This is a genomic window from Streptomyces sp. NPDC001914, from assembly GCF_042891215.1.
Classification (GTDB): Bacteria; Actinomycetota; Actinomycetes; order Streptomycetales; family Streptomycetaceae; genus Streptomyces.
In genome coordinates this window covers 189,743-203,907 of the sequence record NZ_JBIASW010000012.1, presented here as the reverse complement: position 1 = coordinate 203,907, position 14,165 = coordinate 189,743, and the positions used below count along the sequence as shown (strand labels likewise).

General features: G+C 73.2%; 7 protein-coding genes. 6 read left to right on the top strand and 1 reads right to left on the bottom strand.

Annotation, left to right across the window (positions count from 1 at the left end; genetic code table 11):
• Positions 1-238: 238 nt before the first annotated feature.
• Entirely contained in the window at positions 239-997 is a 759-nt protein-coding gene (locus ACFYYF_RS29990; RefSeq protein WP_388780655.1) for a thioesterase II family protein, read from the bottom strand.
• An 829-nt stretch (positions 998-1,826) separates the two neighbouring features.
• Here ACFYYF_RS29990 and ACFYYF_RS29985 point away from each other — a divergent pair.
• The 6 genes from ACFYYF_RS29985 to ACFYYF_RS29960 all read left to right on the top strand — a co-directional run bounded on the left by ACFYYF_RS29985 (position 1,827) and on the right by ACFYYF_RS29960 (position 14,164).
• Positions 1,827-2,042, top strand: coding sequence for an MbtH family protein (locus ACFYYF_RS29985; RefSeq protein ID WP_328443621.1), 216 nt, complete (start codon positions 1,827-1,829; stop codon positions 2,040-2,042).
• A gap of 142 nt (positions 2,043-2,184) precedes the next feature.
• Positions 2,185-3,129, top strand: a complete 945-nt coding sequence (locus ACFYYF_RS29980) for an LmbU family transcriptional regulator (protein WP_388780654.1) — start codon at positions 2,185-2,187, stop codon at positions 3,127-3,129.
• Between the two features lie 156 nt (positions 3,130-3,285).
• Entirely contained in the window at positions 3,286-4,854 is a 1,569-nt protein-coding gene (locus ACFYYF_RS29975; RefSeq protein ID WP_388780653.1) for an amino acid adenylation domain-containing protein, read from the top strand.
• Positions 4,854-5,081, top strand: a complete 228-nt coding sequence (locus ACFYYF_RS29970; protein ID WP_361684555.1) for a phosphopantetheine-binding protein — start codon at positions 4,854-4,856, stop codon at positions 5,079-5,081. The genes ACFYYF_RS29975 and ACFYYF_RS29970 overlap by 1 nt, the downstream gene beginning before the upstream one ends.
• A 77-nt stretch (positions 5,082-5,158) precedes the next feature.
• On the top strand, positions 5,159-6,346 hold the full coding sequence (locus tag ACFYYF_RS29965) for an NAD(P)/FAD-dependent oxidoreductase (RefSeq protein WP_361684557.1): 1,188 nt from the start codon (positions 5,159-5,161) through the stop codon (positions 6,344-6,346).
• A gap of 45 nt (positions 6,347-6,391) precedes the next feature.
• On the top strand, positions 6,392-14,164 hold the full coding sequence (locus tag ACFYYF_RS29960) for an amino acid adenylation domain-containing protein (protein ID WP_388780652.1): 7,773 nt from the start codon (positions 6,392-6,394) through the stop codon (positions 14,162-14,164).
• Position 14,165: the final 1 nt, after the last annotated feature.

Here is a 14,165-nt window from a genome sequence, read left to right as displayed (position 1 = left end):
AGGGGAGTTGGGGTGTGCCGGGTGTGGCCCGTCATCGTCGTGGCGGCCGCCTGCGCCCTGCGGCGGTGCCGGGCCCTGCGGCGGTGCCGGGGCTCGGCGGCATCCGCGCGGGCGTGCGCGGACGCCGGGGCACTGCGGGGAAGGGGGCGTACGGGCCGTGCCCGGGGTGTGTGTCCCGTGGGGGGGCGCCGAGGCAGGGGGGCAGGCACGGCCATGCCCCGGGATGTGTTCCGTGGGGTCAGCGCGGGGGAGGGGCGGACGGCTGTGCGCGGGCCGTCTCCAGTGCCGTGGCCGCGTCCCGTGTCATCTGCCGCAGCAGGGGAGCGGGATCGTCCTGGAAATAGAAGTGGCCGCCGCTGAAGACCCGCAGGCCCAGGAAGAGTTCGGCGTGCTCCGCCCAGCCGGCCATCCGCCGCGGTGGGGCGGAGTGGTCCTCGGCGCCCGCGTAGGCGGACAGCGCCACGGGCAGGGCGGGGGCGCCGGGAGCGGGACGCCAGTTGTCCACCAGGCGCAGGTCGGCCCGGATGACCGGGGCGAACAGGGCCCACAGGTCCGGGTCGTCCAGGACGGCGCCGGGGGTGCCGCCGAGCAGTCTCAGGCGCGCGCGCAGCCCGGCGTCGTCCAGCTCGTGCAACCGGTGTCGCCGCTGGGCGAGTTGAGGGGCGGGGCGGGCGGAGACACCCACCCACACCGGCGGGGGCAGGCCCCGTTCCACGGCCCGCCGGGTGATCTCGTACGCCACGAGGGCGCCCATGCTGTGCCCGAACAGGGCCCAGGGGAGATCCAGTTCGGCCTCGATGCCGCGCAGCAGGAAGTCGGCCAGGCGGCCGGCGTCGTCGATCCGCGGCACGTCGAGGAGGAGTCCGTGGCCCGGCGCGTCGAGCAGCCGTACGTCCCAGGTGTCCGGCAACCCGGCCGCCCAGTGGCGGTAGAGCACGTGGGAGCCGCCCGCGTGGTGCAGCACGAACAGGCGCAGGGCGTCTCGTGTGCCGTCCATCGCTCCCCCTCGGATCGGGCCGCACCCTTCGCACCCTAGAACGCGGCCGGGCCGGGCGGACGCGGCACCCGAGGGGACTCTGCCGCTGGTCAGGCGGCCCTTGAGCGAGCCTCAGGCCGTCCTGGACCCGCCCGCGGGCGAGCCGTCACCGGACGCCGGGCCGGGCCCGGGGAGTTGGGGTGCGCGGGGACGGTCGGCCGAGCCGGGATGCGCGGGGACATACGGCCGGGGCCGGGGGAGGGGACGCGGGGATGCCTGGCCGGTCCGCGGGCGCGGCGGCGAAAGGCGGCCCGTCGGCCCGTCGGCCCGGCGGCCCGGTGGCCCGTCGGCGCGGCGGCGCGGCGGCGCCAAGGGTTCGGCGGTCTGCGGGCGCGGCGACGACAAGGTGCCCGGCGGTCTGGGGGCGCGCGGCGGCGACAAGGTGCCCGGCGGCGCCAAGGGTTCGGCGTCTGCGGGCGCGGCGGCGACAAGGTGCCCGGCGGTCTGGGGGCGCGCGGCGGAGACAAGGGGCCCGGCGGTCCGCGGGCGCGGCATCGTGGCACACGAAAGCGGCCCGGTACAGAGGATCACCGCCGCGTGCAGGCGCGGGCGCACACCGGGGCGGCCGGCAGGGCCGCCTCCCTTGTAGCGCCGGCGGCGCGCTCCCTACGGTTTCGAGGCATCGCCGGGGCCGCCACCGGCGCCGGCTGTCCTGTCGACCGGACAGCGCGGGTGTCCCGTCGACCGGACGGGCGCCGGCCGGCGGACCCGCGCCCGGTGCCCCGCGCACCCGGCCGAGCGATCCTTCGAATCCCGAGCCACCCCCTGACCGACAAGGACGGTGCCCCAGTTGAGCACGAACCCCTTCGATGACGCGGACGGCCGCTTCTACGTGGTCGTCAACGACGAGGAGCAGCACTCCCTGTGGCCGGTGTTCGCCGAGGTGCCCGCGGGCTGGCGTGTGGTCTTCGGTGAGGCGGCCAAGGCCGAGTGCCTGGAGTACGTCGAGCAGAACTGGACCGACCTGCGGCCCAAGAGCCTGCAGGAGGCCATGGCGGCGGACTGAACACCGCCCCTCCCGCGGCCCCGGCCGGGGGACGACGCCGTCGTCCGCCCGCCCGGTCCGCGCCCAGGACGACACTTCGAGTGGGGAGTTGAAGGCTGTGACGGGGGCTGTGAGAACCACGGGCAGGCCCGGACCGGGGCCCGTGGACGCCGGCCGTGCGCCGGCGCAGGGCGACGCGGTCCTGTCCTTCGTGGGATCGCAGGCCACGGTGCAGAAATCGGGGATGGTCCTGCCTCCCAACCTGCCGGAGCGGTCCTGGGAGCGGATCGGCGCCAACCTGCGCGAGCTGGTCAACTCGTCCGCGTGGTGGCTCGCCGACTGGCTGCTCTACGGTGAGGCCACCTACGGCTGGCGGCGCTACAAGGAGGCGATCGAGCGCACCGGGCTCGACTACCAGACCCTGCGCAACTACGCGTGGGTGGCCCGCCGGTTCGAGCACCACCGCAGACGCGACAGCCTCAGCTTCGCCCACCACGCCGAGGTCACCCGCCTCTCACCTCCGGAGCAGGACTACTGGCTGCGCCGGGCCGAACAGCAGAAATGGTCGCGCAACGAACTGCGCAGGGCGGTCCGCGCCGGCCTGGCCGCGCAGAGCGAAGCGGCCGCCACCTGCCCGGACACCGGCACCAGCACCGACACCGGCACCGGCACCGGCACCGGCACCGACACCGGCACCGGCACCGGCACCGGGAAGCAGCAGCCACCCCGGCCCACCGGGCCCGCCACCACCGACCAGCGCCAGGCCACCCCCGGACAGCGGCCGCCCACGACCGGACAACGCCAGGCCGCCACCGAACAGCGGCCGCCCACGACCGACCAGCGCCAGGCCGCCACCGAACAGCCGCAGCCGGTCACCACGCTCACCATCGAGCTGTCCGCCGACCAGCTGGAGCACTACTCCCGGGCGGCCGCCGCGCACGGCCTGCCCGTCGCGCAGTGGGTCACCCGAACGCTCGACACCACCGACCGGCATACCCCGGACCTGCACACCGCAGGCCGGCACACCCCCGGCCACCCCGCCCCAAGCCGGCCCACCACCGCCCGCCCCGCCCAAGGCCCGCACACCGCCGACCGGCGCACCGCCTGAACCGGCCGCGCCCACCGGCACACCGCACCGCCTGGACCAGCCGCGCCCCACCCGCACAGCGCACCACCCGAAGGCACCGCCGCGCCCGTACCGCGTGGCGGGCCGGCGGCCCGCCCCACCGGACACCCCGGACACCCCTCATATCGGAGTCAGTTGATGATCCTTCAGGGAAAGCGGGTCGCCCTGCCCTCGGCGCCCGTCGTCCACCAGCAGTTCGAGGCGCACGCGCAGGCCACCCCCGACGCCGTCGCCGTCGTCCGGGCCGGCCGGCAGGTGACGTACGCCGAACTCGACGCGAGGGCCAACCGGTTCGCGCACTTCCTCGCCGCGCGCGGACACGGCCGGGGCGCGAAGGTGGGCATCTGTCTCGACTACTCCGTCGACCTGCTCGTCGCCATCCTCGGCACACTGAAGGCGGGCGCGGCCTACGTGCCCTTCGACCCGGCCTACCCCGCCGCCCGCCTCCAGCTCCTGCTGGGCCAGGTCCCCGGCCTCGCCCTGATCGTGGCCTCCCCGGACACCGCCGCCATGGTCGAGGCGGCGGCCGCCGACGTCGTCGACCTCGACGAACTCGGCGAGCACCTGGCGAGCCTGCCGGCCACCTCCCCGGACATCCCCGTCACCGGCGACGACCTCTGCTACGCCGTCTTCACCTCCGGCTCGACCGGCACACCGAAACTGACCGCGGTGCGCCACGAGGGCTGGTTCAACCTGATGAACTGGCTGAAGCTCGAATACGGCCTGCACAGCGGCTCGAACAACCTCGTCGTCAGCGCGTTCGGCTTCGACCTGTCCCAACGCGCCCTGATGACACCGCTGTTCTGCGGCGCCACCCAGCACCTGATGGCCAGCCGCAACTTCGACCCCATGCTGGCCTACCGCATCCTGCGCGAGCACGACATCCGCGTCGTGCACTGCGCCTCCAGCACCCTGTACGTGCTGATCGACTGGGAGACCGCGCGCGGCGGCGACGCACTCACCCGCCTGGACTACGTCCTCTTCGGCGGGGAGGCGCTCAAGCCCGAACGGCTCACCGGCTGGATGCGCCGCGAGAACAACACCTGCACCCTGCTGCACCAGTACGGCGTGGCCGAATGCACCGACGTGGCCACGTCGTTCGACCTCGCCGGGTACCGCAGCACCGAGCACGACATCGCCCCGGTGGGCCGGCCGGCGTACAACACCGACATCCACCTCCTCGACGAACGGCTGCGCCCCGTGCGGGCCGGACAGGACGGCGAGATCTGCATCGCCGGGACCGGCGTCGGCGCCGGCTACCTGGGCGCCGCCGGCCCCGAGAACGCCAGGTTCACCACCGTCGAGGTCGACGGCACACCGGTCCGGCTGTACCGCACCGGAGACCGGGGCCGGGTGACCGAGTCCGGCGACCTCGTCGTCGCCGGACGGATGGACGCCCAGGTCAAGGTGCGCGGCATGCGCATCGACCCCACCGACATCGAGCGCGCGCTCGGCAGGCTCGCCGAGGTGCGGGAGGCCGCCGTCGCGGTCACCCACACCGACGCCGGCGAGGCCGAACTGACCGCGTTCGTGGTACCGGAGGCGGGCGCCCTCGCCAAGGACGCCGTGCGCGCCCGCCTCCTTCAGACACTGCCGCGCAACATGGTCCCGGCCCGCTTCGTCGACGTACCGGCCATTCCCCTGAGCCCGCACGGGAAGGTCGACCGCGCGGCACTGGTCGACACCCTCAAGAACCGAGGACTGTGATGACTGCCGACAGCGTGCGCGCCATCTGGAGCCGGGAACTGGGACGCGAGGACATCACGGCCGACGACGACTTCTTCGCCCTCGGCGGCCAGTCCGTGATCATGGTCCGGATCCAGGGCGCCTTCCTGGAGGAACTGGGCGCCGAGGTCCCCATGGACCAGATGTTCCTCCACCCGACGGTGGCGTCGATCTCCGCCTACATCGAATCCCTGCCGCTGCACCGCTAGCACGCCGGACCGGCCCCGGTCCCTTCGGCCCGCGGGCCGTACCGCGTGCAAAAACTACCTGGTTAGAGAGGCGCGCCATGTACGACGTGATTGTCATCGGTGCCCGTTGCGCGGGTTCGCCGACGGCCATGCTCTTCGCCCGGCAGGGCTACCGCGTCCTGCTCCTGGAGAAGGCGCGGTTCCCGCAGGACACCCTGTCCTCCCACTACATCCACATGCAGGGCATGGGGCTGCTGAACCGGTGGGGGCTGCTCGACAAGCTCCGCGACGCGGGCTGCAAGCCCATCACCCGCCAGAGCTACCAGGGCCCCGGAGTGCGCATCGAGGGCTTCTCCCTGCCGGTCGACGGCCTGACCCACACCTACGCGCCCCGCCGCTACGTCCTGGACCCGCTGCTCGCCGAGGGAGCCGTCGAGGCCGGCGTGGACTTCCGCGAGGGCTGCGCGGTCAAGGACCTGCTGTGGCAGGACGACCGGGTCGCCGGCGTGCGCTACACCACCCCGGAGGGCACCGAGACGACCGAGCGGGCACGCCTGGTCGTCGGCGCGGACGGCATGCGCTCCCTGGTGGCCCGCAAGACCGGCGCACCCAACGTCATCGAGCACCCGCGGGTCAGCTGCACCTACTACAGCTACTGGGAGAACGTCCCCTCGCACTTCGAACTCTACGAGCGGCCCGGCCGCTGGATCGGCGTCATCCCCACCAACGACGACCTCACCCTGCTGATGACCTACTTCCCGCAGGACCTCTACAACGAGGTCCGCAAGGGAGTGGAACCCTTCTACCTCGACTCCTTCCGCACCACCGCGCCCGAGCTGTACGAGCGGATGCGGGCGGGCCGGCGCGTGGAGCAGATCTACGGCACCGGCCACCAGGAGAACTACTTCCGCAAGGCCCACGGCCCCGGCTGGGTACTGGTCGGCGACGCGGTCAACCACAAGGACTCCATCACCGCCCGCGGCATCACCGAGGCCTTCGCCCAGGCCCAGTCCCTCACCGCCCACATCGGCACCCAGCTCCACGACGACGCCGCGCTGCGCACCGCGCTCAAGCGCTACGAGAACGACCTGAGCGGCGAGGCCCTGAGCCACTACCAGGGCGCCCTGAACGTGGCCGAGCTCAAGCCCGAGGGCCGCGTGGAGATGCTGCGGCACCTGGTCGGCCACCAGGAACACATCGACCGCTACTTCTCGACCCTGTCGGGCGCGTGCTCCATCGACGACTTCTACAACGACGAACTGCTGGACCTGCTCGACCTGAGCTGAGCCGCCGCTGTCCCTCCTGGTTCCGCCGATTTGGAGAAAACACCAATGATCCCGTTGTCGTTCGCGCAGCGCCGGCTGTGGTTCGTGGACCAGTTCGAAGGCCCTTCGCCGACCTACAACGGCGCTTTCGCCCTGCGGCTGACCGGCAAGCTGGACGCCGGCGCGCTGCGGGCCGCCCTCGCCGACGTCGTCGACCGGCACGAGGTCCTGCGCACCGTGATCGTCGAGGGCGACGACGGCGTCCCGCACCAGCGGGTGCTGGCACCGGGGGACAAGCCCGTCGACCTGGCCGTCGTCGACGTCACCGAGCAGGACCGGGCGGCGGCCGTCGCCGAGACGGCCACCGCCACCTTCGACCTGGCCGCCGACGTGCCGATCCGGGCCCGGCTGCTGCGCTGCGCACCCGACGAGCACACCCTCGTCGTCGTCGCGCACCACATCGCCGTGGACGGGGAGTCCTTCGGGCCGCTGTTCCGCGACCTCACCACCGCCTACGCGGCCCGCGCCGAGGGCCGCGCCCCCGCCTGGGAGCCGCTCGCGGTGCAGTACGCGGACTACACGCTGTGGCAGCGCGAGCTGCTCGGCGAGGAGTCCGACCCGGACAGCGTCTCGGCCCGCCAACTCGCCTACTGGTCACAGGCGCTGGCCGGCCTGCCGCAGCCTCTCGCGCTGCCGGCGGACCGCCCCCGCCCGCGGGTGATGAGCCCGGCCGGCGACCGGATCCCCTTCCGCATCGACGCCGACCTGCTGGGCGCGGTGGAGAAACTCGCCACCGGAGCGGACACCACCGTCTCGATGGTCATGCACGCGGCGCTCGCGGTGCTCCTGCACCACCTCGGCTGCGGCGACGACCTGTCCATCGGCGCACCCATCACGGACCGCACCGACGAGGAACTGCGCGACCTCGTCGGCTTCTTCGTCAACACCTGGGTGCTGCGCGTCGACCTCTCCGCCAACCCGACCTTCCGCGACCTCCTCGGACAGGTCCGCGACCGCTCGCTGGCCGCCTACGACAACCAGGACATGCCCTTCGAACGCCTGGTGGAACTCCTCAACCCCGACCGCTCCACCGCCTACAACCCCTTCTTCCAGGTCATGCTCTCCTGGCAGCCGCCCGTGCCGCCGCTCCAGCTTCCCGGCCTGGACGTGCAGGTCGAACGGCTGGAGACCGACACCGCCAAGTTCGACCTGTTCTTCGACCTGCTCCCGGACGGCTCCGGCGGCGCGCAGTGCCGCCTGGAGTACGCCACCAGCCTCTTCGACCAGGACACCGCCGAGGCCATCGCGCAGCGCTTCGTCCGCGTCCTGGGCCGCCTCGTGGCCGACCCCGCCCGCGCGATCGCCACCGTCGACGTCCTCGACACGGCCGAACGCGACCTGCTGCTCGCCCGCCCGGCCGGCACCACCGCCACCACGCCCGGGGAGACCGTCCCGCACCTGTTCGAGAGCCAGGCGGCCCGCACCCCCGACGCCCCGGCGCTCACCTGCCAGGGACGGACCCTGACCTACCGGGAGCTGGACGAGCGGGCCGATGCCGTCGCCCTCGAACTCATCGGCCGCGGCGCCGGACCCGAGGACCTGGTGGTCCTCGCCCTGCCCCGCACCGAGAACCTGGTGATCGGCCTGCTCGGCATCCTCAAGTCCGGTGCGGGCTACGTACCGCTGGACCCGGCCCACGCCAAGGGCCGGGCCCACAGCGTGCTGACCGAGGCCGCCCCGCGCTTCGCCGTCACCGACACCGCCACCTGGCAGGAGATACCCGCCAACACCGTCGAGACCGTCGTCCGCCTCGACGGGCACACCGGCACCGGACCCACCGCCGAGACCCCCGGCGACACGGCCCGCCGCGCACCGCTCAGCCCGGACAACCTCGCCTACGTGATGTACACCTCCGGCTCCACCGGCAAGCCCAAGGGCGCCGCCCTCACCCACCGCAACATCACCGACGGCGTCCGCGAACTGGCCGGCGTCCTGGGCACCCCGCCCGGCCGGCGGATGCTGGCCGGCACCTCCGTCAACTTCGACGTCTCCGTCTTCGAACTGCTGACCACCCTGAGCACCGGCGGCACCGCCGAGATCGTCGAGAACGCGGCGGCCCTGGCGGAGCGGGAGAGCTGGGACGGGCACATCCTCAGCGGCGTCCCCTCGGTGCTCGGCGAACTCGTGCCCCACCTCGCCAACGCACCCGAGGTGCACACCGTCGTCCTCGCCGGCGACGTGCTCCCGGGCCGTCTGGTCAAGCAGATCCGCCAGGCCCTGCCCGCCGCCCGGATCGTCAACTCCTACGGCCAGAGCGAGAGCTTCTACGCCACCGCCTTCACCCTCGATTCCGCCCAGGAATGGCCGGACAGCGACGTCGCCCCCATCGGCACCCCGCTGGGCAACATGCGCGCCTACGTCCTTGGCCCCGGCCTCGCCCCGGTGCCCCAGGGCGTCATCGGCGAACTGTACGTCGCCGGGACCTGCCTGGGCCGCGGCTACCACGGCCGGGCCGGCCTGACCGCCGAACGCTACGTCGCCGACCCCTACGGCCCGGCGGGCGAGCGCATGTACCGCACCGGCGACCTGGCCCGCCGCACCGCGCACGGACAGCTCGAATGCGTGGGCCGCAGCGACGGCCAGGTCAAGGTGCGCGGTTTTCGCATCGAGACCGCCGAGGTCGAGGCGGCCATCACCCAGCACCCCGGGATCAGCGAGGCGGTGGTGATCAGCCGGGAGGTGCCCGCGGGCGGCAAACGGCTCGTCGCCTACGTCGTGCACACCGGCGAAGGAGCCGTCGGCGACGACGGCGCCGGCGGCATCGGCGACGTGGACGTCCTGGCCGGAGCCTCCTCCGCCGAACTGCGCAAATTCACCGCCGCCCGCCTGCCCGACTACATGGTGCCCGCCGCCTTCGTGGCCCTGGGCCGCCTCCCGCTCGGCCCCACCGGCAAGCTGGACCGCTCCGCCCTGCCCGAACCGGAGTTCCTCGGCGAGGCCTACCGCGAACCGCGCACCGAGGCCGAGGCGATCGTCACCGCCGCCTACGCGGACGTCCTGGGCGTCGAACGCGTCGGCGCCGACGACGACTTCTTCGCCATCGGCGGCGACAGCCTGCGCTCCATCCAGGTCGTCGCCCGGGCCCGCGCCCGCGGCCTGCAGCTGTCCACGCGGGAGATCTTCGAGTGCCGCACCGCGGCCCGCCTCGCCGAGACCGCCGCCGCCCGCCCGGCCCGCACCCCCGTCCTCCAGGAGGACGAGAGCGGCGGCGTCGGCCCGATGCCGCTGCAGCCGGTGGCCCGCCACGTGTTCGAACACGGCGGCTCCACCGGCCGGTTCGCCATGTCGATGGTCCTCGAACTGCCCGCAAACATCACCGCCGACAACCTGACCGCGACCCTGGACGCCGTCCTGGACCGGCACGACCTGCTGCGCGCCCGCCTCGTCCCCGGCGACCAGCCCCAGCTCGTGGCCCGCCCGGCGGGCAGCGTACGGGCGGCGGACCACCTGCGCCGGATCGACTGCGAGGGCCGCTGGGAGGAGCCGGCCGCGCTGGCGGCGGCCACCGCGGAACTGCACGACGCGGCCGGCCGCCTGGACCCCGAGGCCGGCACCATGGCGGACTTCGTCTGGTTCGCCGCCGGATCGGGCGAGGGCAGGCTGCTGGTGGTGCTGCACCACCTGGTCGTCGACGGCGTCTCCTGGCGCATCCTCATGGCCGACCTCGCCGAGGCCTGGCAGCAGATCCGCACCGGCACCGCACCCCAGCTGCCCCCGGTCCCCACCTCCGCCCGCCGCTGGGCGGCCGCCCTGGCCGACGAGGCCCTCACCGAACGAAGGGAGGCCGAACTCCCGTACTGGCAAGGCCTCCTCGAAACCCCCAACCCCCCGCTGGGCAGCCGCGCCTTCGACCCCGCCCTCGACGTGTGGTCCACCCTCGACACCGTGCGGGTCCAGCTGCCCGCCGACGTCACCGACGCCGTACTGACCACACTGCCCGCCGCGTTCAGGGCCACCGGCACCGACGTGCTGCTCGCCGCCCTCGCCCTGGCCGTCGACCACTGGCGCACCGCCAAGGCCCCCACCCTGGTCCGCCTGGAGGGACACGGCCGCGAGGAGGACGCCGTCCCCGGCGCCGACCTGTCCCGCACCGTCGGCTGGTTCACCACCATGTACCCCGCCCGCGTCGACGTCAGCACCGTCGACCTGGAGAACGTGCTGGCCGGCGGCCCCGCCGCCGCCAAGGCCGTCAAACTGGTCAAGGAACAGCTGCGCGAGGTCCCCGACAAGGGCCTGGGCTACGGACTGCTGCGCCACCTCAACCCCGAGACCGCCGCACAGCTCGCCCACCTGGCCGTGCCCCAGATCGGGTTCAACTACCTCGGCCGGATCTCCGAGACCGACGTGCCCGGACACCTGCGCGACCAGGGATGGGGACCGGCGTCCTGGTCCGCCGAACTGATCGCCGAACCCGATGCGGACCTGCCCGCACTGTCCGCGCTGGAGGTCAACTCCGTCGCCACCGACACCGCCGACGGCACCCGCCTGCAAGCCGCGTTCCTCTTCCCCACCGGCGTCCTCTCCCGCGAACGGGCCGGCGAACTGGCCGACCTGTGGGTGCAGGTCCTGCACGGCATGGCCGCCCACGCCGCGAGCGGCCCAACCGGCGGACTCACCCCCTGCGACGCACCGCTGGTCACCGTCGCCCAAGGCGACATCGAGACCTGGGAACACCGCTACGGCCCGCTGGTCCAGGTATGGCCGCAGGCCCCCGGACAGTCCGGCATCCAGTTCCAGGCCGCGCTCGCCGACGGCACCTTCGACGTCTACCACATGCAGTTCGTGCTGCACCTGTCCGGCAACGTCGACCCCGACCGCATGCGGGCCGCCGGCCAGGCCCTGCTGGAGCGCCACCCCAACCTGCGCTCCGCGTTCCTGACCACCGCCGAGGGCGAGCCCGTGCAGGTCGTCGCCGAACACGTCACCCTGCCCTGGCGGCACCTGGACCTGACCGGCCGCAGCGAGGCCGAGCAGAACACCGCCCTGGACGCCGCCCTGGCCGCCGACCGCGCCGACCAGCTCGACCCCACCCGGCCCCCGCTGCTGCGCCTGGCCCAGCTCACCTGCGGACCCGACCGGGCCAAGGTCGTCCTCACCGCCCACCACACCCTCTTCGACGGCTGGTCCTCACCCCTGGTGATCACCGACCTGGTCCGGCTCTACGCCGACACCGGCCCCCTGGCCCCCGTCCGCTCCTACGGCGACTACCTGGCCTGGCTGACCCGGCAGGACAAGGAGGCCTCCGCCGCCCGCTGGAAGAGCGAACTCGACGGATTCGACGAACCCACCCTGGTCGCCGCGGGCCTCACCGCCCAGGGCCAGGCGTCCTCGCTGGGACGGGTCGAGGTGCCGCTGTCCATCGACAAGGGCCGCGAGCTGGCCCGCCGCGCAGCCCAGCTCGGCGTCACCCTCAACACCCTCCTGCAGGGCGCGTGGGCGGTGCTGATCTCCAAACTGACCGGGCAGCACGACGTGGTGTTCGGCGCCGCCGTCAACGGCCGCCCCGCCGACCTGACCGGCAGCGACGAGATGGTCGGCCTGTTCATCAACTCCCTGCCCACCAGGGCCCGGTGCCGGCCCGACACCCCGCTCGGCGACGTCATCACCGACCTGCAGAACCGGCAGATCACCCTGCTCGACCACCACTACTACGGCCTCGCCGACATCCAGCGCGGCACCGGCCTGCCCGCCCTGTTCGACACCATCGTGGTGTTCGAGAACTACCCCGTCGACCGCGAGGGCATCGTCGACGCGAACACCTCCGCCGGCTTCACCATCGACGCCATCCGCCCCTTCGCCGGCTCCCACTACCCCCTCACCCTCAACTCCTCCGACCCCTACCTGCGCCTGTCCCTGGACTACCAGAAGAACCTCTACGACCACGCGGCGGCCGAACAGATCGCCGCCCGCCTCGTACGCGTACTGGAACAGATCCTCCAGGACCCCTCCGTTCCGGTCGGCGCCGTGCAGGTGCTGGGCGAGGACGAACACGACCTGCTGGTACGGCAGATCAACGACACCGCCCGCCCCCTCACCGCCACCACCCTGCCCGACGCGTTCGAGGCCCAGGCGGCCCGCACCCCCGACCACCTCGCCCTGATCGGCGAGGACGAACGGCTGACCTACGCCGAGTTCAACACCCGCGCCAACCGCCTCGCCCACTGGCTGATCGCACACGGCGCCGGCCCCGAACAGCTCGTCGCCGTCAAGATCCCCCGCTCGGTGGACCTGATGGTGGCGATCTACGCCGTCGTCAAGGCCGGCGCCGCCTACGTGCCCATCGACACCGAACTGCCCGAGGACCGCGTACGGCACGTCCTGGACAGCGCACAGCCCCTGCTGGTCCTCGACGAAACACTCCCGGACGTCTCCGCCCGGCCCGGAACCAACCCCGAGCGGACCCTGTCGCCGGACAACGCCGCCTACGCCATCTTCACCTCCGGCTCCACCGGCGGCCCCAAGGGCGTCCCCGTCGCCCACCGGGCCATCATGAACCGGCTGGCGTGGGGACTCGCGCACTTCGACGTCACACCCCAGGACCGGGTGCTGCTGAGCACCACGGCGAGCTTCGACGTGTCCGTACCGGAACTGTTCGCCCCCCTGCAGGCCGGCGCCGCCGTCGTCATCGCCCGCCCCGACGGACGCCGCGACCCCGCCTACCTGGCACAGCTGATACGCCGCGAACACGTCACCGGCGCCGACTTCGTACCCTCCCTGCTGGAGGCGTTCGTCGCCGAACCCGCCGCCAAGGACTGCACCGCCCTGCGCTGGATCGAAGTCGCCGGCGAGGCGTTCCCGCCCGCCCTGGCCCAGCGGTTCACCGAACTGCTGCCCCACTGCACCGCCAACAACCTCTACGGACCCACCGAGGCCGCCGTCGAGGTCACCGCCCACCAGTACGTGCCCGGCAGCGACCGCCTGCCCATCGGCACACCGGTGTGGAACACCCAGGTGTACGTCCTGGACGCGGCCCTGCGCCCCGTCCCGGCCGGCGTCACCGGCGAGCTCTACCTCGCCGGCGACCAGCTCGCCCGCGGCTACCTCGGACAGAGCGCCCTGACCGCGGGCCGCTTCGTGGCCTGCCCCTTCGGCCCGCCCGGCAGCCGCATGTACCGCACCGGCGACGTCGTGCGCTGGAGCCGGGACGGCCAGGTCGAGTACATCGGCCGCTCCGACTTCCAGGTCAAGGTCCGCGGCTTCCGCATCGAGCTCGGCGAGATCGAGCAGACCCTGGCCGCACACCCGGACGTCGACAGCGCGGTGGCCCTGGTGCGCGAGGACCGCCCCGGCGACCAGCGCCTGGTCGCCTACCTGGTGCCCGCCGCCGGCACCGGCCCGGCCGGCCCGGACCTCGCGGCCCTGACCGCCCTGGCCCGCGAGCACCTGCCCGAGTACATGGTGCCCACCGCACTGATCCCGCTGGCCGAACTGCCCACCACACCCAGCGGGAAACTCGACCGGGGCGCCCTGCCCGCACCGGACCAGGCCGACACCGCCACCGGGCGAGGACCGCGCAACCACAACGAGGAAGTCCTGTGCCGGCTGTTCGCCGAACTGCTCGGCACCGACGAGGTCGGCATCGACGTCGACTTCTTCGACAACGGCGGGCACTCGCTGCTGGCCACCCGGCTGGTCGGCCGCATACGCAACGAGCTCGGCGTCGACGTGAAGGTCACCACCGTCTTCCGCAGTCCCACCGTCGCCGAACTGGCGGCCCGGATCGAGAAGTCGGGCAGGTCGAACCGCCTCCAGCTGCGACAGATGAACGTTGAGGAGTAGC

What these genes read in the sequence shown, in the direction of transcription:
- ACFYYF_RS29965 (WP_361684557.1), top strand. Translation starts at nt 5,159, where the DNA reads ATGTACGACGTGATTGTCATCGGTGCCCGTTGCGCGGGTTCGCCGACG.
- ACFYYF_RS29970 (WP_361684555.1), top strand. Translation starts at nt 4,854, where the DNA reads ATGACTGCCGACAGCGTGCGCGCCATCTGGAGCCGGGAACTGGGACGC.
- ACFYYF_RS29990 (WP_388780655.1), bottom strand. Translation starts at nt 997, where the DNA reads ATGGACGGCACACGAGACGCCCTGCGCCTGTTCGTGCTGCACCACGCG.
- ACFYYF_RS29975 (WP_388780653.1), top strand. Translation starts at nt 3,286, where the DNA reads ATGATCCTTCAGGGAAAGCGGGTCGCCCTGCCCTCGGCGCCCGTCGTC.
- ACFYYF_RS29960 (WP_388780652.1), top strand. Translation starts at nt 6,392, where the DNA reads ATGATCCCGTTGTCGTTCGCGCAGCGCCGGCTGTGGTTCGTGGACCAG.